The following is a 19,074-nucleotide window of genomic DNA, read 5'->3' as shown; positions in this document are numbered from 1 at the left end:
GGGGGGGGGGGGGGGGGCTCGCCGGGCCGCTCGCGCGGTCCGTCATTGGCTCGCCGCGCCGGGCGCGGGCGGCCCGCTTGCTCGCGGTCTGGCGGCCCGCACCCATCTGGCGGTCCACGTCGCCGACCCGCTCGCCCCCGCGCATGCGGGCGACCATGCGCTCCCGCCCCCTTGGGCGTGAGCCTTGCGTTAGGATGCTGGGACATGGGAGGGCCCCTCTCGTCACTGTGGACCGAGGCAACCCACGGCTTCGCGGAATCCTCCCTATTTGTCACTTCCCCGATGGAAACAACCTGTTGGCACACAACACCCTTGGGATGCACACTTTGGGTTGTCAGAGCTCGGGAGTGATGTCCATGGGGTGCTCTGCCTGCCGTCAAGAGCCTGGATCAGCGAATTGAGTCCAGATTATCCGGCACATATTCAATAAGGTCGCCTGGCTGACAGCCAAGGAACTTGCAAAGGTTCTCCAGCGTTGAGAATCGAATAGCCTTGACGGACCCGTTTTTGATGTGTGACATGTTTACACGAGAAATGCCGACGGCATCAGCCATTTCCTGCACTGTGTAGCCCCTTCTTTGGGCAATGTCGTCAAGATGAAGGATGATCGCCATCGCTAAGCGTCCCGATTGATTCGAAGCGAAGTCCTAGATTGTCTCGTTGTGTTCTTTCTGCAGGTGACAACCATACTCCATTGCAATTGATATGAGCAGCAAGACGATTGGAAGTAACAGCGAGCCCAGAGGGATGGACATGGTTTGACGGATGGGAACAGAGCTCGCGTGTTCGGCAATGGCCCCCCATGTCTCAGGTGCCGGAAATCCAGAATACCCCATCGAGATTCCCCCAATGGAGGGCGGTGCGTCGTAGGCCAGCCAAGAGGCGGCGAGAGAGAACAGCATGCCAAGAATTACGAGGACGATGAGAAGGATCGCCATCCGTTTTATGCGGAGGGGAATCGTGGCTGAGAACGGAGTTCCGTCGTTGAATGCTACTCGAATTGCTGCCTTTGCCTGAGATAGCATCAAATACCAGACGGACGATTCAGCGAAGTATTGCACGAAAAGAATGCAGTTGAACGGACTCGTCTTACCATCGACGGCCTGAACCAGGGTGATGACAAACGCTCCGAGCGATGCCAGGGCGAGAAAACGAAATAGCGCTGTTAAGACGCTTGCAAGCTTTAGGACTACGGGCGCAGGGGTCATTTCGTCAGAGCCATTGCAGTTTTTGTCCCATTTGTCTGGTCTGAGGCCGACCCTTGCGCCCATGATTCTCACTTCCATTGAGGTTGGTCTTGTTGTACGAAGGTAAGGAGGTCAGTCGCCCGTTACCGTAAATGAGTGGTTACCGTTAACAGTTACGTCTACTTGGGCATTTACTGTATAGGCGACCCCAACGCCGCTATAGCTTGCGGCAGGAGAGTAGGTAAACGTCCTCGTGTTGTTTACAACTTTTCGGAGGGTCCTCTCATATATCTTTCCGTAGCCGCCGCTGCCAAATGGTCCGAATGAAGTGCATGTAACAGATGCGACCATTTTTTGTGGGGTTGCTCCGTTGACAGTCCTCACTGTCATATTCATGCCCCATGTATAGTTGAACGACCCATTATGGTAGACATTTCCATTGGCAGTGACCCTTGTTCCACCTCCGCTGTTTGACCAGTTAAATGCCTTGCTGCCTCTTGACGTTTTCGCATTCATAGGATTAGCGTATGTCTTAATGAACTCGGCATCTTCTGGACTCATGGGTTCATAAAGGTCATACTTTCTGCATATTTCATTTATCTTTGATTGAATGTCCCCTCTACCCATCACTGACCCTTGGATAGAGGGTGTTTCATGGGCTATTGCCGGAGTTGCAAAAGAGAGTGCCGGATTAGCCAAAACTGAAGCCGCGAGGAGGCCGACTGCAAAACGTTTGAGTGCGTTCATGATTATCCATCTCCTTATGGGCTGCAAAGCGTTGGCATGTTGGGATCCCACGAGTAATGTAAATTCAAATCGCCCCATGTGTATCGAAAAACGATACACATGGGGCGAAAGGTAGATAATTGGGTGTGAGTGGTTACTACTCCGCCGCTAGCTCCACGAAGCGGACGGCGCCGTTCTCGTAGACGCCGTAGCTGTGGGTTCCGTCCTTGGGAATCGAGACGCTGCCGGGGTTGAACGCCCAGACGCCCGGATGCGTGGGCGCCGGCTCGCTCACCTTCTTGTGCGTGTGGCCGTACATGAGGATGGAGCCGGCGGGCAGCTCGGGCAGGTGGTCGACGCTGTTGTGGAACCCGGCGCCGTAGACGTGGCCGTGCGTGAGGAACAGCTCGCGGCTGGGCGCGACGTGCGCGGCCTTCGCGGCGAGCGTGGGGGCGCTGCCGTCGGGCGCAAGCGTGGCGTCCGGGTCGAAGACCACGGTGTAGTCGGCCATGCAGGGAAAGTCGAGGACCATCTGGTCAACCTCGGCCTCGCAGTTGCCGCGCACGGCGATGACCTGCGGCGCGAGCGGGTTCAGCATCGCGATGACCTCCTTGGGCGCGTAGCCCTCGGGCAGGTCGTTGCGCGGCCCGTGGTAGAGCAGGTCGCCGAGCAGCAGCACGCGGTCGGGCTGTTCGCGGTCGAGCGCGTCCATGAGGCGTGCGCACCAGGTGGCCGAGCCGTGGATGTCGGATGCGATGAGGAGCTTCATGTGGAACCTCCGTATCGGGCGGCCGAGGGGCACGAGTCCCGCGGCCGTGAATCAGCCTACGCAAACTCTATGATAGTCATGCGGGAAGCGGCGGCGGGGAGCACTTGTCTGCGATTCCGCTCTGCAGGGAGCACCGACCGCGAGCCCCGTCCCTACGCCGTCTGCAGCAGCGCCCGGTACGTGGCGAGCCCGCGCAGCAGGATCTGCTCGCTCATCCGGAAGGTGTCCGAGTGCAGCGGAATCCCCGTTCCCGTTCCGAGCAGAAAGAAGACGCCGGGCAGATGGCGCTGGTAGAACGCGAAGTCCTCCGCGATGAGCAGCGGCGTGGGGATGGTAGCGAGTCCGTTGCCGTGCATCTTGACGTAGCCGGCGGCGACGTCCTCCCCAATCGAGGCGCCGCCGATGCCCCGCGCGCGCTCCTCGGCGCCCGCGTTTATCTCGCCCAGCGCGGCCTGCGCCAGCGCGTAGAGCTTGCGGTCGTTGACGACGGGCGGGTAGCCCTCGGAAAAGTGCAGGTCATAGGTACAGCCGTACCGCGCGCACGTCTCCTGGGCGCACGCCTTCACGCCCTCGCGTGCCCGATCGAACATCTCGTCGGAGAACACGCGCAGACTGCCCTCGATGACGCTCTCGGCGCTGATGGCGTTGCGCACCGTGCCACTCGTCATGTGGCCAAACTTGAGTAGGCAAGGCTCGGTCTCGCCGAGGAGCTGCATGAGGTCCTCAACCTCGGTGAGGAAGTGCGCACCGGCGAGCAGGGCATCGTGGCCCTCGGTGCTCTTGGCGATGTGGCTCGAGGTGCCGTGGATGGCGAGCGTGGTCTCGCTCGCGCGCGCCAGCAGCGGGCCGGGGCGCGTCGCCACGACGCCGGCGGGCAGGTCGGGCCACACGTGGAAGCCAAAGATGCGGTCGGCGCCGTAGCGCTCGAACACGCCCGACTCGCACACGTTCTTGGCGCCGCCGGTGGTCTCCTCGGCCGGCTGGAACACGAACAGCACGTTGCGCGGCAGGGGGCAGCCCGCGGCGGCGGAATCCGCGGCGGCGGCATCCGCGGCTCCGGCGTCCGCGCCGGCATCCTGCGCATGGACCTGCGCGAGCGTCTCGTCCACCCAGCACGCGGCGGCAAGCGCCATGGCCATGTGGCCGTCGTGGCCGCAGGCGTGCATGTGGCCCGGCTTGGTCGAGCAGAACTCGGCGCCGCTCTGCTCGACGATGGGCAGGGCGTCCATGTCGGCGCGGATGGCGGTGGTGGGAGTCGTCAGGCTGGGCCGGCCGCACGCGGCGTCGACGTCGAAGAACGCACAGACGCACGACTCGCACGGGCTCGTGACCTCGCAGCTCAGCGGCTCGAGGACGCTGCGCACGTACGCGATGGTCTCCGGCAGGTCAAACGACAGCTCCGGGATGCGGTGCAGGTCCTGGCGAAACGTGGTGATGCGCTCCAGGTCATTCATGGGGCCTCCTTGCGATGGTTCGCGCCGCCGGCACGGGGGCGCGGGCTTTGCCCGGCTGGGCGGAGTGCCGGCGGGCGGGGGCGGTCAGGTTCGCTGTCTCTTTGCCCAGATTGTGGGGCGAAAGACCACGCGGGACAACGTTTGGGGACAAAATGCACCGAAGAAGAAGGTTTGGGCGGCTAGAGCCGAGCGGGCCGCACGTTGTGCTAGGGTAGCCCCACTGATAGAGGCGCGGGAGCGAGGATGCGCGGGCGAGCCGGCGGGCTTGGACCCCACGCGGAGGCAATCCCGCCGAACCCGGTCGTCGGGCGCGGCGAAACCGGGTGGGCCCTCGGGGGATACCCGCGGGACTGTCTGCAGCGGGCGCCCGCCGCCCGGCCCCGGCCGCTCGGCTCTCGCCCGCCGTATCCTGCAGGAGCGCTATCGATGGGAGCCGCATGAGCGCACCGCACCAACACCTGACCGCAAGCGGGCCGGCAACCCCGCCAACCACTGTCAACACCGTCGCCGACCTCGAGCATCTGCCCAACGCCGGCTACGACCTCAAGACGCCCTTCGCGGACAAGCCCACGCTCGAGGCGCTGGCCGAGAAGTTCCCCACGCCCTTCCACCTCTACGACGAGGCCGGCATCCGCGCCAACGCGCGCGCCGTGCGCGAGGCCTTCTCGTGGAACCCGGGCTACCGCGAGTACTTCGCCGTGAAGGCCACGCCCAACCCCTTCATCCTCGACATTCTCCGCGAGGAGGGATGCGGCTGCGACTGCGCGAGCTCCTGCGAGCTCATGCTGGCCGATGCCTGCGGCATCTCAGGCCACAACATCATGTTCTCGAGCAACGACACACCGGCCGAGGACTTCGTACTGGCCGACCGGCTGGGCGCCATCATCAACCTCGACGACATCTCGCACGTCGACTTCCTCGAGCGCACCATCGGCCACATCCCCGAGACGATCAGCTGCCGCTTCAACCCCGGCGGGCTCTTCCAGCTGTCCAACGGCATCATGGACAACCCCGGCGACTCCAAGTACGGCATGACCACCGAGCAGCTCTTCGAGGTGTTTCGCGAGCTCAAGGCCCGCGGCGTCCGCACCTTTGGCATCCACGCGTTCCTCGCGAGCAACACGGTGACCAACGAGTACTACCCCAAGCTCGCGGGCATCCTCTTCGAGCTGGCAGTGCGCCTCCAGCGCGAGACGGGCGCGCACGTGGGCTTCGTGAACCTGTCGGGTGGCGTGGGCGTGCCCTACCTGCCCGGCCAGACGCCCAACGACATCCGCGCCATCGGCGAGGGCGTGCGCCGCGAGTACGAGCGCATCCTCGTCCCGGCGGGTATGGGCGACGTGGCGGTCTTCACCGAGATGGGCCGCTTCATGCTGGCGCCCTACGGCTGCCTCGTCACGCGCGCCGTCCATCACAAGCACATCTACAAGGAGTACGTGGGCGTGGACGCCTGTGCCGTGAACCTCATGCGTCCGGCTATGTACGGCGCCTACCACCACGTGAGCGTGGTGGGCCAGCCGGGTGGCCACGACAAGACCCGCGCCGCCGCCGACCACACCTACGACGTGGTGGGGTCGCTGTGCGAGAACAACGACAAGTTCGCCATCGACCGGCGCCTGCCCCAGGTGGAGGAGGGCGACCTGCTCGTCATCCACGACACCGGCGCGCACGGGTTCTCGATGGGCTACAACTACAACGGCCGGCTCAAGAGTGCCGAGGTGCTGATGCGTCCGGACGGATCGGGCCAGCTCATCCGCCGCGCCGAGGAGCCGCGCGACTACTTTGCCACCTTTGACTGCTTCCCGGTCGGCGAGCGGCTCGCCGTTCGCTCCGTCTCTGACTACATCGCTCGAACCGACTCTGCCGCCGGCGCGGATGCCCCGCGCCCGGACGGATCCGAAAGGTAGGAAACCATGGACGTCCGCAAGCTCGAGGGTTCCATCGTCGCGCTCGTCACGCCATTCGACGAGGACGGTTCCGTCAACTTTGCCCAGCTCGAGAGGCTGCTCGAGTTCCAGATCGAGAACGGCACCGACGCCATCCTCACGCTGGGCACCACCGGCGAGTCGGCCACGATGACCGACGAGGAGGACAACGAGGTCGTCAAGTTCGTCGTGGAGCACGTGGCCGGGCGCGTGCCGGTCATCGCCGGCTCGGGCTCCAACTGCACGACCACACAGACGCGCAAGAGCCTCACGTACCAGAAGCTGGGCGCCGATGCCCTGCTCATCATCTCGCCGTACTACAACAAGTCCAACGAGGAGGGCATCTACCAGCACCTCGCCCACACGGCCGGCGCGGTGGACATCCCCTGCATCATCTACAACATCCCCGGGCGCACCGGCTGCAGCATCAGCGCGGCCAACGTGGAGCGCCTGGCCGCCCACCCCAACATCATGGGCATCAAGGAGGCAAGCGGAAGTGTGGCCTACGCTGCGAGTATCGCGCATTGCCTGTCCGACGACTTCCGCATGTACTCGGGCGAGGACGCGCTCACGGTGCCGCTCATGAGCCTGGGCGCCTCGGGCACGATCAGCGTGTGGGCCGACGTGCAGCCGGCCCTCGTGCACGAGATGTGCCGCGCGTACCTGGACGGCGACGTCGCGCGCGCCCGGGAGCTGCAGGTTATTGGCCAGCCGCTTATAAAGGCGCTGTTCGGAGAGGTGAACCCGATCCCGGTCAAGGAGGCGCTGGCGCAGATGGGCCTCATCGAGGCCAACTACCGCCTGCCGCTGTACCCGATGAGCGAGGCGCCCAAGGCCGCCCTGCTCGACGCGATGAAGGGGGCTAGGATTCTTGGCTAGCGAGGAGAGGGTGGCTGCGGCGGGCGCCACGGCTGCACCCATCAAGATGGCAATCATGGGCGAGGGCCGCATGGGCTCGCTCATCCGCTCCACGGCCGAGGCCGCCCGCGACGAGGCGGGCGCGCCGGTCTTCGAGGTCATAGCGCAGATCGGCTTCGACCTCTCCGCCGCAGACTCGGCTCCCGCGGCCGACGTGCTCGTGGACTTCTCCAACGTGGCGACGCTGCCGGCGGTCGCGTCCTACGTGCGGCGCACGGGCGCGGCGCTCGTCTCGGGCACCACGGGCTACGACGACGCCCAGACCGCCGAGCTCCGCTCGCTGGCCGATGTGGCCGCCGTGCTGCACTCGGGCAACTACTCGCTGGGCGTGGCCGTGCTGCGCCACGCCACCGCGCTGGCCGCGCGCGAGCTGGTCGGCTTCGACGTCGAGATCGTCGAGACGCACCACAACCAGAAGGTCGACGCCCCCAGTGGCACGGCAAACATGCTGCTCGACGCCGTGGCCGGCGCTGAGGAGGCGGCGGGTCGCGGCGAGTATCACCCGGTCTTTGGCCGCCACGGCATGGTGGGCGCCCGCGACCCGCGCGAGGTGGGCATACACTCGCTTCGCGGCGGCACCATCGCCGGCGTGCACACGGTGTCGTTCTTTGGCCCGGACGAGGAGGTCTCGCTCACGCACCGCGCCACGAGCCGGCAGATCTTCGTGAACGGGGCGCTGGCCGCCGTGCGCCGCATGGCCGGGAGGCCCGCGGGCTGGTACGAGTTCGACGAGGTCATGTTCGGGGCATAAGGGATACATGTGTCGGCCGGGTCGCCGTGTTGTCGCACGTGTCAGACCTTGCCCGCACTGCCCGCGTCAAGCCTTGCCCGCACGACCCACCGACTACACCGCGCCCGCGTGGCGCGGTCCGTACGATCCGCAAGCTACGTTGCGCCCGAGTGGCGCGCAGAAGGGAATAGGGATGGACGCACAGGAAATCATCAACTTCATTGCGACGGCGCCCAAGAAGACGCCGGTCAAGGTACACGTTCGCGAGCGTGCCGGCGCCGACCTCGACTACGGCGACGCTCAGGTCTTCGGCGAGCCGGCCGGTCGCATCGTCTTTGGCGACTGGAGCGAGCTTGAGAGCCTGCTCTACTCGGCCAAGGAGGCCGGCGACGTCGAGGGCTACGTGGTCGAGGGCGTGCAGCCCGTCGACGCGCGCAACTCCGGCGTGCCCCTGCTAGACGTCAAGGGCGTTCACGCTCGCATCGAGCCGGGCGCCATCATCCGCGACAAGGTCGAGATCGGCGACAACGCAGTCATCATGATGGGCGCGGTCATCAACATCGGCTCCGTCATCGGCGAGGGCACGATGATCGACATGGGCGCCGTGCTGGGCGGACGTGCCACCGTGGGCAAGCACTGCCATATCGGCGCGGGTACCGTGCTTGCCGGCGTGGTCGAGCCCGCCAGCGCCACGCCCGTGGTCATCGAGGACGACGTGCTGATCGGCGCCAACGCCGTTGTGCTCGAGGGCGTTCGCGTGGGCAAGGGCGCCGTGGTCGCCGCCGGTGCCGTCTGCGTCGAGGACGTGCCCGCCGGCGCCGTTGTGGCCGGCGTACCCGCCAAGGTCATCAAGCAGGCCAGCGAGGTCGCCGAAGGCAAGGTCTCCCTCGTCGACGCGCTGCGCAACCTGTAGGGCCACGCATTCGCGACTGCGTCGTGCGAGCGCCAATCGTAATCGCCAATCGAATCGCGCTAATAAGCCGTGGGGAGGGGCTGCATGGCTCTTCCCCGCGGCTTCGTTTGGTTTAAAGGACAGAATGTGTGTCCCGCTCGGCGCAGGTCGGCGGTCCCCTTTTGTGCCGCCAGCAGCCCTCGCGATCGGACGCGACGCCCCGAGGCTCAGCGATCGCTCGGTTTTCGCCCGAGTGGTCACGAGGGGCGATTTACCCTGCCTTGTGGGCCCCGGTCGCGGGGTCGCGGGGCCCTCGCGGCCGTCTGCCGGGCCCCGAACGGTTCGCCGCGTGCGCTTTTCGGCGCTCGCTGCCCGAGATCGTCGGCCGATCGATGCGGCGGCGCGGGAAAAGGGCACGGCAAATAGCCCTCCGTGACCAGCGACCCAAAAACCGACGCATCGCGGGCGTCCGGACGCGGCGGTTCCGGCAAGGAGGACTTCCCGACAACTCCCGACAACAGTTGCGGCTTATCGGACAGAATGTGTGCCCAGCTAGCCAAGCCAGAAGGGGCGGGGATCCCCGTGGCGGAGCTCCTTCCGCCCGGCCCCTCGTGCACGCACCGCCGCCCGCCGTCCGCCACGGTGACGCCCCCGAGGAGGTCGACCCGGGACTCGCACCCGCCTTCGGGCGCCCCGGCGGCCTGCGATGGGATTTCCCGTTTTCTGCCACGAAATCGCGTTTTGTGGGACAGGTCCTGCTCCGTCGCCCGTCCTGCGCCGCCTCCCGATTCGCCCGACGCGACAAAACGGGCCTCACTCACCCCAAGAACCTCCCGCTCTGCGCCCCAGGCGGCACGATGACGCCGGCGTCGCACCCCCGGCAGCCCGGGCCGCACGGACCCGTGTCCCACAAACCGCGTTTTCATGGCAGAAATCCAATTATACGATCGCACGACCTGCCGTTCCGTCGCGGGAGGCGGTCCTCGACGCCCCGCGGGGGCGGCGCCTCCCGCCCCCGCCTGCCGCCCCGCCCCCATCGCGCGCTCCCCGCAGGTAGGACAAATCACAGATTTCGTGCCCTCGACCCTCCGGCATCTCGGACGCACATTCCATCCGAGTGCTTAAAAAGCGGAGGGGGATTCAAAGCCCCGAAAAGGGGTTGCCGACATGCGCCGACGGCCTCGAGCGGGAAAACAATCTGTCCTATAAACCCCAGCCAGCCCGTCGCAGGCCAACCAAAAAAAGAGGCGGGCCCGCAGGCCCGCCCCATCTGCGCCAAGCCCGAAGGCTCCCCGTGGCGCATATGCTGGCCGGGCACCTCCCCAGATACCCGACCTGTGCGTCGGGCGCCGCAACGCGACGACCCGACGTCCCCTTGAAGCTAGTCCTCGACGATCTCGGTGATGGCGCCGGCGGGGCAAGCCTCCTGGCAAGAACCGCAGGCAACGCAGGAGTCCTCGTCCTTGACCTCAGCGTGCGAGTCGCCGAGCTCGAGAACGCCCGCGGGGCAGGTGTCAACGCAAACGCCGCAGGCAATGCACTCGTCAGCATCAATAACTGGATGGGCCATGATGTCTTCCCTTCATCGTTGGTGTAACGCAGCCAGAGAAGTAAGCCTTGGCAACCTCTGAGTAAGCCTTGGTAACCTTTCTAGCAGCCCCTTTACTGCAGAATAGCAGTCGAAGGGGGGTTTGCAACACCCTTTGCAAAATTACATTGACGGATATTCAATGACTGAAATCCGGCGCGAAATCCCTCGCCTTTGGAGGAAATTACCTACCTTGCGAAACGCCTCCGCTCGGGCTGCGGGGAATGCCGAGAGGGGCGCGGGGGGGGCGCCGAGGGGCATAGAAATAAAAACCTGCGGGGAGTGCCGAGAGGCGCGCGGAGGGGCATCGAAATAAAAACCCGCGCGGCGCGCCGGCGGAGCCCTAAATCCGTCCCTATACCGTGGAAAAAAGCGCGCCCACCGCGCCTGCGAGGCTCCAAAACCACCCCTACACTGTGGAGAACAAAAAATCTATCGCAATCCCACTTAGATTTTGTATAAGAAGGACGCGCAGAGGATATATAGTGAGCAGTAACAAAGCGAGCCCGCAGATGCGGGCAGGCCGGTCACCGCAATCGCGGCTCTCCGGCCGGCCAGGCAGCGCGTGGACGCAACGTCCGAGCGCCTGAACAGAAAGGAACGTGCCACTTATGAGCAAGATTCTCGGCATCGACCTCGGTACCACCAACTCCGCAATGGCAGTCCTCGAGGGAGGCAAGCCCACCATCATTGTCAACGCAGAGGGTGACCGCACCACCCCGTCCGTCGTCGGCTTCCGTGCCGATGGCGACCGCATCGTCGGCAAGGCCGCCAAGAACCAGGCCGTGACCAACCCCAAGAACACCGTGTTCTCCATCAAGCGCTTCATGGGCCGCAAGTACAGCGAGGTCGGCTCCGAGCTCAAGACCGTGCCGTACACGGTCAAGGAGGGCCAGGGCGGGCGTGCCGTCGTCGAGATTGACGGCCAGGACTACACGCCCGAGCAGGTCAGCGCCATGATCCTCTCCAAAATGAAGGCAGACGCCGAGAAGTACCTCGGCGAGAAGGTCACCGACGCGGTCATCACCGTGCCTGCCTACTTCAACGACTCCCAGCGTCAGGCCACCAAGGACGCCGGCAAGATCGCTGGCCTCAACGTCAAGCGCATCGTCAACGAGCCCACTGCCGCGGCGCTCGCCTACGGCCTCGACAAGAAGGGCTCCGAGCAGAAGGTTCTCGTGTTCGACCTCGGCGGCGGCACCTTCGACGTGTCGCTGCTCGACCTCGCCGACGGTGTCTTCGAGGTTCTCGCCACCAACGGTGACAACCACCTGGGCGGCGACGACTGGGATCAGCGCGTAATCGACTGGATGGCCGACAAGTTCCAGGCCGAGAACGGCGTTGACCTGCGCAAGGACCCGATGGCCCTGCAGCGCCTCAAGGAGGCTGCCGAGAACGCCAAGAAGGAGCTCTCCGCTGCCCAGCAGACCACGATCAACCTCCCGTTCATCACGATGAACCAGAGCGGCCCGCTGCACCTCAACTACGACCTCACGCGTGCCGAGTTCGAGAAGATCACGCGTGACCTGCTCGACCGCTGCAAGGCGCCTGTGACCAAGGCCCTGCACGATGCCAACATGCAGATCTCCGACGTCTCGGAGGTCATCCTCGTCGGCGGCTCCACGCGTATGCCCGCCGTCCAGGAGCTCGTGAAGCAGATCACCGGCAAGCAGCCCAACATGTCCGTGAACCCGGACGAGGTCGTCGCTGACGGCGCTGCCGTCCAGGGCGGCGTGCTCACAGGCGATGTCTCCGGCATCCTGCTGCTCGACGTCACGCCGCTGAGCCTGGGCGTCGAGACCATGGGCGGCGTCATGACCAAGATGATCGACCGCAACACCACGATCCCGACCTCAAAGACCGAGATCTACTCCACGGCCGCCGACAACCAGACGTCCGTCGAGATCAACGTCCTGCAGGGCGAGCGTGAGATGGCCGCCGACAACAAGAGCCTCGGCAAGTTCCAGCTCACTGGCATCCCGGCCGCTCGCCGTGGCGTGCCTCAAATCGAGGTCACGTTCGACATCGACGCCAACGGCATCGTGAAGGTCACCGCCAAGGACAAGGGCACCGGCAAGGAGCAGCAGATCACCATCTCCGGCTCCACGGCGCTTTCTGACGACGAGGTCGACCGCATGGTGAAGGACGCCGAGTCCCACGCCGAGGAGGACAAGAAGCACAAGGACGAGATCGAGGTCCGCAACCAGACCGACTCGCTTGCCTACAGCACCGAGCAGACCGTGAAGGAGCTTGGCGACAAGGTTCCGGCCGACATGAAGAAGCAGGCCGAGGATGCGGTGGCCGAGGCCAAGAAGGCGCTCGACGGCACCGACATCGACGCCATCAAGGCTGCTGGCGACAAGCTGCAGGAGGTTGGCCACAAGCTCGCCGAGGTCGTGTACTCGAGCGCCCAGCAGGACGCCGCCGCGGGCAACGCCGACGCGGCTGGCCAGGCTGGCGCGGGTGCGCAGGCCGGCTCCTCATCCAACAGCGGTGACGACGTGGTTGACGCCGACTACGAGGTCGTCGACGACGACAAGGACAACAAGTAGGCAAGGGGTGAGTCATGATGGCTCGCTCTGAGGAGAACGAGAGGAACGCGAGGGCCGACGTGGTTCCCGCCGACGAGGCCGAGGGAGGCGACGTGAAGGTAGACATCGAGGTTGAGGGCGAGGACGCGCCCAAGCAGGACGCTTCCTCCAAGTCTGGCGCCGATGAGGCGGCCGAGGTCAAGGCAGAGGTCATCGACGACGAGGGCTCCAAGGACGCCCAGGCCGATTCCGACGCCGAGGAGCGCGCCCGCGTGGAGGCCGCCATCAAGGCCGGCGAGGACGCCGCCAACGAGGACTTCAAGTCCGAAGTCAACGACCTGCGCGCCGAGCGCGATGAGCTGGCCAAGAAGCTCGCGAGCGTCTCGGACGACATCGAGGCCGCGAAGGCTGAGGCGGCTGCCTCCGCAGATCGCCTCGCCCGTCTCCAGGCCGACTGGGACAACTACCGCAACCGCACCGAGCGCGAGCGCGTGGTCGAGCGCGAGCGCGCCTGCGAGGGCCTCGTGAAGGATCTGCTTCCGGCCATCGACGACCTGGAGCGCGCGGTTGAGCACGCCAAGACCGTCTCGGACGGCAACGACGTTGCCAAGCAGCTGGTCGACGGCGTCTCGGCGGTGCACACCAAGGTGGTTTCGGTGCTCGAGAAGCAGGGTGTCGAGGTCATCGACCCGGCGGGCCAGCCCTTTGACCCGCAGGACCACCAGGCGGTCGGTCGTGTCGAGAACCCGGACGTCTACGACGAGACGGTGGCCGACGTGTACCAGAAGGGCTACCGAATCGGCGGCAAGGTGGTTCGCCCGGCCATGGTCACCGTGGCCTACGGCGGCGCCAAGCGCCCGGTCGAGGACAAGGAAAAGTGACGGAGGCGCGCCCGGGTCGAGAGGCCCGGGCGCGCGCGTGGCCCGGTTTGGGGACAGGCACATGGCGGGCCGCGCATGGCGACGGCCCGGCGTGCGCGGTTCCCAGCCGGGCCCTGATATGAACATAGAGAGGGGGTGCCCTTCGCCATGGCACAGAAGAACTTCTACGACGTGTTGGGCGTCAGCAAAGACGCCTCGCAGGACGACATCAAGAAGGCGTTCCGCAAGCTCGCGGTGAAGTACCACCCCGACAACGGCGGGGACGAGCAGAAGTTCAAGGAGATCAGCGAGGCGTACGAGACGCTCTCCAACGAGAAGAAGCGTCGCGAGTACGACCAGATGCTGATGTTTGGCGGCATCCCGGGCGCCGAGTACGGCGGCGCGGGCGGGCGCGGCTACACCACCTACACCACCAACGTGGGTGGCGGCAACTGGGCCGACATATTCAACAGCATGCGCAACGGCGACGGCGCCTTCGGCAGCGACTTTGACTTCTCGTCGATTTTCAACGGGGCGGCCGGGGCCAGGCAGGCCAGGAGGCCCATGCGCGGCGGAGACCTCACGCTCACCATCAGGGTCTCGGCCGACGAGGCTTTCAAGGGCACGAGCCGCGAGATTTCGTTCATGGTGCCCTCCACCAAGGAGCGCGCCAAGCTCATGGTCACAGTGCCGGCCGGTGCCTACGACGGCATGAAGCTGCGCTATCGCGGCCAGGGCGAGTACGGCCAGAACGGCGGCGAGCGCGGAGACCTCGTGATCACCACGCAGGTCGGGGAGCATCCGCTGTTCAAGCGCGACGGCGCTGACGTGCGCATGGACCTGCCGATGAGCGTGTGGGAGCTCGCCCTCGGCACCTCGGTCGACGTGCCCACGCCGGGTGGCGCCACGGTGCGCTTGCACGTGCCGGCGGGCACGCAGGACGGCAAGACGTTCCGCTTCCGCGACCTGGGCGCACCCAATGTGAAGCGCAAGGGTTCGCGCGGGGCCCTGCTCGTCACGGTCAGGGCCAAGGTGCCCACGCGGCTTTCCGCCAAGGAGCGCGAGGCCATCGAGTCCCTGCGCGAGGCCGACGGTCGCGACTACCGCTCCAGCGTCGAGAGCTACATCAAGGCATAGCGCGCAGCCGCCCCTCCGTCGCGAGGGGCGGCATCGCTGTTTTTCGTGTAAGGGAGAGTCACGATGGCGCACAAGGATACCGAGGGCCGCAACAAGCCGCTCTACATGATTAGCGTCGCGGCCGAGCTTACGGGGATGCACCCGCAGACCCTGCGCGTCTACGAGCAGAAGGGCCTCGTGAACCCGGGGCGCAGCCGCGGCAACACGCGCCTGTACTCGCAGACCGACATCGACCGGCTCTCCCTTATCGGCCGCCTTACCGACGAGGGCATCAACCTCGCCGGCGTGGTGCGCATTCTCGACATGCGCGAGCACGAAGAGGAGATGGAGCGCGAGATCGACGAGATGCGCGGCCGCATCCGCGAGCTTGAGGACCAGGTGCGCGAGTTCAAGACCCGAGAGCGCATCACGTCGCTGGCCAAGTACGAGGGCATGACGCCCGAGAAGGTCATGCGCGGCCTGCTCGCCGGCGGCGACGTGGGCGACGAGGCCGCGGGGGAGTAGCGCGGGCGTGCGACGAGTGCTTGTCGTCTCGCCTGACAACGTTTGATGCGAGTGGGCGGCCGGTCACCTACGCGGGTGGCCGGCCGCCCTGTCGTTACTCGGCCTGTCGCTCTTTGGTTCCCACGCCGTGCGCACTGCCGCTATTTGCCCAGCCTTCGGAGGATGAGGGCGAGCAGCACGATGACGGTCACGCGGTACCCTATTTCGAGGACGACTGGGATCAGGTTATACATGATTGCTCCTTTCGGTGAGGGGCACTGCTGGAAGGGTACCGAAACATCTCTGGTACTGCAAGGGGAACGTAAGGCGCGGCGGGCAGCCCCACCTCTCGGCGACTGGTTGGTGTCCCTGGCACCCGTCGCCCGGAGACCGATGCTCGCGCCTCGCTTCCCATCGCGTGTCCGTGCGTTGGCCCCCTGGGAGTCAGAAAGTTGACCCATTCTTGCCAACTCTCTGACCCCCAGGGGGCCACCGTGTTAATGGCACATATTCCACGTTTGCGGCGGGGAAGGTTTCCGTAGCGTGTTTCGACGTCAATCTGCCGAGTCCGACGAGTCGGATTTCGAGGGTGGGCTCATACGCGCCTGCGCCGAGCTCAACGACGCCTCGTTCATCCTGACGCGCGACGGTGCCGCCTTCCGAAGAAGCCGCGTTCGAGCGGTCTCGGCCAAGGAGTACCTCGAGATCTGCGGGTAGTCGGTAGGCTTGGGTAGCTGGTAAGCCTGGGTAGCCGGCAAGTCTGTTCTCTGTCCCGCATGCCTATCCCTATGTCACACGCCTTAGAAAATCTATTGCAATAAGACTTAGATTTGTGTATAGGGACGATACCGGAGGGGGACAATGTTCCTTGATAAGAGACGAGAAGCCCGAGGGGCGGACGGAAGGCCGGGCCAAGGGACCAGGGGTCGCGTTCGGGGCGTCGCCGCAAGTAACGACGAACCAAGCGCGGCAGAAGGCAACGCGGCCCGCCACCAACTGCCGGCCCCGATAGGCAACGTAAGAGGTGACCTATATGAACCTAAACAAGATGGCCGTCACGGCCCAGGAGGCGCTGCAGTCCGCCATTGGCATCGCAACCGATGCGCAGGCGGGCTCGGTGGAGCCGGTGCACCTGCTCAAGGCGCTGCTCGACTCCGGCGAGCGCAACCTGAGCTCCATCATTGAGCGCGTGGGCGCAGACCCCGCCACCATAACCAACGAGGTTAACGCCCAGATTGCGCGCGAACCCAAGGTGTCGGGCTCCGGACAGCAGGTTGGGCTCTCCAACGACTTCGTGAAGGTTGTTGACGCCGCCGAGAAGCTCGCCGGCAAGATGGAGGACGCCTACGTCACGAGCGAGCACCTGCTGTGCGCCCTCGCCGACGACCGCTCCGACGCCGGTCGCATCCTGCAGAACGCCGGCGTGACGGCCAAGCGCATCCGGGAGGCCTACAAGGACCTGCGCGGCGACGAGCACGTGACCAGCCAGGACTCCAAGCCCGAGTTCGAGGCGCTGCAGCGTTATGGCCGCAATGTCACCGACCTCGCGCGCCAGGGCAAGCTCGATCCGGTCATCGGCCGTGTCGAGGAGATTCGCCGTACCATTCAGGTGCTGAGCCGTCGCACCAAGAACAACCCTGTGCTCATCGGCGAGCCGGGCGTGGGCAAGACCGCTATTGTCGAGGGCCTGGCCGAGCGCATCGTCGCCGGTGACGTGCCCTCCACGCTCAAGGACAAGGAGCTCGTCGAGCTCGACATGAGCTCGCTCGTTGCCGGTGCCAAGTACCGTGGCGAGTTTGAGGACCGTCTCAAGAGCGTGCTCAAGGAGGTCGAGAAGTCCAACGGCCGCATCATCCTGTTCATCGATGAGCTGCACACCATCGTGGGCGCGGGTGCCACCGAGGGCTCCATGGATGCCGGCAACATCCTGAAGCCGGCCCTCGCCCGTGGCGAGCTGCACGCCATCGGTGCCACCACGCTTGACGAGTACCGCAAGTACATCGAGAAGGACGCCGCGCTGGCCCGTCGTTTCCAGACCGTGCTGGTCTCCGAGCCCTCCGTCGAGGACACGATTTCCATCCTTCGCGGCCTCAAGGAGAAGTACGAGGAGCACCACGGCGTGCGCATCGCCGACGCCGCGCTGGTCTCGGCCGCAGACCTCTCCAACCGCTACATTGCCGACCGCTTCCTGCCCGACAAGGCCATCGACCTCGTGGATGAGGCCGCGAGCCGCCTGCGCATGGAGCTCGACAGCATGCCCGCCGACATCGACGCCGTGAACCGCAAGCTCACGCAGATGCAGATCGAGGAGCAGGCCCTCCAGAAGGAGGAGGACGACGTCTCGAAGGAGCGCCTCGAGAGGCTGCGCAAGGAGATTGCCACCACGCAGGAGAAGCTTGATGGCATGAAGGCCAAGTGGCAGAACGAGAAGCATGCCATCGACCAGGTTCAGGATCTCAAGAAGCAGATTGCTGACGCCAAGGGCGAGGAGGAGCGCGCCACGCGTGCCGGCGACCTTGCCCGTGCCTCCGAGCTGCGCTACTCCACGATTCCGACCCTGCAGAGGCAGTACGAGCAGGCTGAAGCCGCCCTCAACGCCAAGCAGGAGGATTCTGGCCTGCTCAAGGAGGAGGTTACCAGCGAGGACATTGCCGAGGTCGTGAGCAACTGGACCGGCGTGCCCGTCTCCAAGATGATGCAGGGTGAGATCGAGAAGCTCCAGAACCTCGAGGCCGAGCTGCACAAGCGCGTCGTGGGCCAGAACGATGCCGTGAACGCCGTGGCCGCCGCCGTGCGCCGCAGCCGCGCCGGCCTCTCGGACCCCAATCGCCCCATCGGCAGCTTCTTCTTCCTTGGTCCCACCGGCGTGGGAAAGACCGAGCTCGCCAAGGCGCTTGCAGACTACCTGTTCGATGACGAGCGCGCCCTGGTGCGTATCGACATGTCCGAGTACATGGAGAAGTTCTCGGTCCAGCGCCTCATCGGCGCACCTCCTGGATACGTGGGCTACGACGAGGGCGGCCAGCTCACCGAGGCCGTGCGTCGTCGTCCGTACAGCGTCATTCTCATGGACGAGATGGAGAAGGCTCACCCAGATGTCTTCAACATCCTGCTCCAGGTGCTCGACGACGGCCGCCTCACGGACGGCCAGGGCAGGGTCGTGAGCTTCAAGAACACGATTATCATCATGACGTCCAACGTGGGCTCGCAGGTCATCGCCGAGGCCGAGCAGAAGGGCGAGAGCCCGGAGGAGGTCCAGGAGCAGGTCGACGACGTTCTGCGCAAGACCTTCAAGCCGGAGTTCCTCAACCGTATCGACGACATCGTGGTGTTCCATCCGCTGGGACTCGACGACATCGAGGAGATTGTGGACATTCAGCTCAAGGGCGTACGCGAGCGCCTGGCCAAGGAGCGCATCTCGCTGGAGCTCACGCCCGGCGCGGTTCAGGCGCTGGCGCTCGACGGCCTCGACCCTGTCTATGGCGCACGTCCGCTCAAGCGCCTCATCCAGCGCCAGGTCGTGGACAATGTGGCGAACCTCATCATCGGGGGCAGGCTGCACGAGGGCGACACGGTGCGCGTGGACGTCACGGACTCCAACCGCTTCTTCGCGGAGCGCGACGAGGCCAAGAGCGCTGCGGCTGGCAACGCGTCGGCCAAGGCGGGCGACGGCGGCGATACGCCGCTCGAGCCTGACTCGATAGAGTAGCGGGAGCTGCGCCTGCGCGTGATGGTGCACGGGCTGCGGAGGCGCGTGGCACGCGGTGGGCGTGAGGGTTGCGCTCCGCGCGTGGCGCTTGTGGTAGCGCGAGCGTAGCGTCTGCACGTGGCGTGCGCTGAGCTGACGTGCGATGATTGCGCCCGGGACTGGCTT

General features: G+C 65.4%; 16 protein-coding genes. 10 read left to right on the top strand and 6 right to left on the bottom strand.

Annotated features, from left to right (window positions below):
• Nucleotides 1-389: 389 nt before the first annotated feature.
• The 5 genes from EFAMC1_RS01385 to EFAMC1_RS01365 all read right to left on the bottom strand — a co-directional run bounded on the left by EFAMC1_RS01385 (nt 390) and on the right by EFAMC1_RS01365 (nt 4,136).
• Nucleotides 390-614: a helix-turn-helix domain-containing protein gene (locus EFAMC1_RS01385; protein WP_154052553.1), complete on the bottom strand. Its 225-nt coding sequence runs from the start codon at nt 612-614 to the stop codon at nt 390-392.
• Nucleotides 615-647: 33 nt separating this feature from the next.
• Nucleotides 648-1,271 (bottom strand): hypothetical protein, encoded by a 624-nt coding sequence (locus EFAMC1_RS01380; protein ID WP_154052552.1) that lies wholly within the window; start codon nt 1,269-1,271, stop codon nt 648-650.
• 48 nt (nt 1,272-1,319) lie between these two features.
• The gene (locus EFAMC1_RS01375) at nt 1,320-1,934 is read right to left on the bottom strand and encodes a hypothetical protein (protein ID WP_154052551.1); all 615 of its coding nucleotides are present in this window, start codon (nt 1,932-1,934) and stop codon (nt 1,320-1,322) included.
• A 136-nt stretch (nt 1,935-2,070) separates the two neighbouring features.
• A complete protein-coding gene (gene yfcE / locus EFAMC1_RS01370; protein WP_154052550.1) occupies nt 2,071-2,682 on the bottom strand; it encodes a phosphodiesterase in 612 nt (203 codons plus the stop codon).
• Nucleotides 2,683-2,834: 152 nt separating this feature from the next.
• Complete coding sequence (locus EFAMC1_RS01365; RefSeq protein WP_154052549.1) at nt 2,835-4,136, bottom strand: M20/M25/M40 family metallo-hydrolase; 1,302 nt, start codon at nt 4,134-4,136, stop codon at nt 2,835-2,837.
• Nucleotides 4,137-4,573: 437 nt separating this feature from the next.
• Here EFAMC1_RS01365 and EFAMC1_RS01360 point away from each other — a divergent pair, with 437 nt between their 5' ends.
• The 4 genes from EFAMC1_RS01360 to dapD all read left to right on the top strand — a co-directional run bounded on the left by EFAMC1_RS01360 (nt 4,574) and on the right by dapD (nt 8,622).
• Complete coding sequence (locus EFAMC1_RS01360; protein WP_154052548.1) at nt 4,574-6,043, top strand: diaminopimelate decarboxylase; 1,470 nt, start codon at nt 4,574-4,576, stop codon at nt 6,041-6,043.
• A 6-nt stretch (nt 6,044-6,049) separates the two neighbouring features.
• Complete coding sequence (gene dapA, locus EFAMC1_RS01355; protein WP_154052547.1) at nt 6,050-6,940, top strand: 4-hydroxy-tetrahydrodipicolinate synthase; 891 nt, start codon at nt 6,050-6,052, stop codon at nt 6,938-6,940.
• On the top strand, nt 6,933-7,730 hold the full coding sequence (dapB, locus tag EFAMC1_RS01350) for a 4-hydroxy-tetrahydrodipicolinate reductase (RefSeq protein ID WP_261981707.1): 798 nt from the start codon (nt 6,933-6,935) through the stop codon (nt 7,728-7,730). The genes dapA and dapB overlap by 8 nt, the downstream gene beginning before the upstream one ends.
• Nucleotides 7,731-7,902: 172 nt before the next feature.
• Complete coding sequence (gene dapD, locus EFAMC1_RS01345) at nt 7,903-8,622, top strand: 2,3,4,5-tetrahydropyridine-2,6-dicarboxylate N-acetyltransferase (protein ID WP_154052546.1); 720 nt, start codon at nt 7,903-7,905, stop codon at nt 8,620-8,622.
• 1,360 nt (nt 8,623-9,982) lie between these two features.
• Here dapD and EFAMC1_RS01340 read toward each other — a convergent pair.
• Nucleotides 9,983-10,171, bottom strand: a complete 189-nt coding sequence (locus EFAMC1_RS01340; protein WP_154052545.1) for an ATP-binding protein — start codon at nt 10,169-10,171, stop codon at nt 9,983-9,985.
• Between the two features lie 629 nt (nt 10,172-10,800).
• Here EFAMC1_RS01340 and dnaK point away from each other — a divergent pair.
• The 6 genes from dnaK (at nt 10,801) to clpB (ending at nt 18,909) form a co-directional block, all read left to right on the top strand.
• Entirely contained in the window at nt 10,801-12,741 is a 1,941-nt protein-coding gene (gene dnaK, locus EFAMC1_RS01335; RefSeq protein ID WP_154052544.1) for a molecular chaperone DnaK, read from the top strand.
• Nucleotides 12,742-12,755: 14 nt separating this feature from the next.
• Nucleotides 12,756-13,601: a nucleotide exchange factor GrpE gene (gene grpE / locus EFAMC1_RS01330; protein WP_261981706.1), complete on the top strand. Its 846-nt coding sequence runs from the start codon at nt 12,756-12,758 to the stop codon at nt 13,599-13,601.
• A 147-nt stretch (nt 13,602-13,748) separates the two neighbouring features.
• Nucleotides 13,749-14,717, top strand: a complete 969-nt coding sequence (locus tag EFAMC1_RS01325) for a DnaJ C-terminal domain-containing protein (RefSeq protein WP_154052543.1) — start codon at nt 13,749-13,751, stop codon at nt 14,715-14,717.
• Between the two features lie 63 nt (nt 14,718-14,780).
• Nucleotides 14,781-15,221 (top strand): heat shock protein transcriptional repressor HspR, encoded by a 441-nt coding sequence (locus EFAMC1_RS01320; RefSeq protein ID WP_154052542.1) that lies wholly within the window; start codon nt 14,781-14,783, stop codon nt 15,219-15,221.
• Between the two features lie 522 nt (nt 15,222-15,743).
• The gene (locus EFAMC1_RS01315) at nt 15,744-15,917 is read left to right on the top strand and encodes a hypothetical protein (RefSeq protein WP_187324483.1); all 174 of its coding nucleotides are present in this window, start codon (nt 15,744-15,746) and stop codon (nt 15,915-15,917) included.
• A 316-nt stretch (nt 15,918-16,233) separates the two neighbouring features.
• Nucleotides 16,234-18,909: an ATP-dependent chaperone ClpB gene (gene clpB, locus EFAMC1_RS01310; RefSeq protein ID WP_154052541.1), complete on the top strand. Its 2,676-nt coding sequence runs from the start codon at nt 16,234-16,236 to the stop codon at nt 18,907-18,909.
• Nucleotides 18,910-19,074 lie beyond the last annotated feature (165 nt).

The sequence above is a fragment of the Olsenella uli genome (assembly GCF_901212675.1).
GTDB lineage: Bacteria > Actinomycetota > Coriobacteriia > Coriobacteriales > Atopobiaceae > Parolsenella > Parolsenella uli_B.
The sequence above is the reverse complement of the archived record's forward strand: the minus strand, read 5'-3'. Positions and strand labels throughout refer to the sequence as shown.

Bases quoted from the DNA above. Each gene is read 5' to 3' on its own strand.
- EFAMC1_RS01380 (WP_154052552.1), bottom strand. From the start codon at position 1,271: ATGGGCGCAAGGGTCGGCCTCAGACCAGACAAATGGGACAAAAACTGC.
- EFAMC1_RS01385 (WP_154052553.1), bottom strand. From the start codon at position 614: ATGGCGATCATCCTTCATCTTGACGACATTGCCCAAAGAAGGGGCTAC.
- EFAMC1_RS01320 (WP_154052542.1), top strand. From the start codon at position 14,781: ATGGCGCACAAGGATACCGAGGGCCGCAACAAGCCGCTCTACATGATT.
- yfcE (WP_154052550.1), bottom strand. From the start codon at position 2,682: ATGAAGCTCCTCATCGCATCCGACATCCACGGCTCGGCCACCTGGTGC.
- EFAMC1_RS01365 (WP_154052549.1), bottom strand. From the start codon at position 4,136: ATGAATGACCTGGAGCGCATCACCACGTTTCGCCAGGACCTGCACCGC.
- dnaK (WP_154052544.1), top strand. From the start codon at position 10,801: ATGAGCAAGATTCTCGGCATCGACCTCGGTACCACCAACTCCGCAATG.
- grpE (WP_261981706.1), top strand. From the start codon at position 12,756: ATGATGGCTCGCTCTGAGGAGAACGAGAGGAACGCGAGGGCCGACGTG.
- dapD (WP_154052546.1), top strand. From the start codon at position 7,903: ATGGACGCACAGGAAATCATCAACTTCATTGCGACGGCGCCCAAGAAG.
- EFAMC1_RS01360 (WP_154052548.1), top strand. From the start codon at position 4,574: ATGAGCGCACCGCACCAACACCTGACCGCAAGCGGGCCGGCAACCCCG.
- EFAMC1_RS01375 (WP_154052551.1), bottom strand. From the start codon at position 1,934: ATGAACGCACTCAAACGTTTTGCAGTCGGCCTCCTCGCGGCTTCAGTT.
- dapA (WP_154052547.1), top strand. From the start codon at position 6,050: ATGGACGTCCGCAAGCTCGAGGGTTCCATCGTCGCGCTCGTCACGCCA.
- EFAMC1_RS01325 (WP_154052543.1), top strand. From the start codon at position 13,749: ATGGCACAGAAGAACTTCTACGACGTGTTGGGCGTCAGCAAAGACGCC.
- clpB (WP_154052541.1), top strand. From the start codon at position 16,234: ATGAACCTAAACAAGATGGCCGTCACGGCCCAGGAGGCGCTGCAGTCC.
- EFAMC1_RS01340 (WP_154052545.1), bottom strand. From the start codon at position 10,171: ATGGCCCATCCAGTTATTGATGCTGACGAGTGCATTGCCTGCGGCGTT.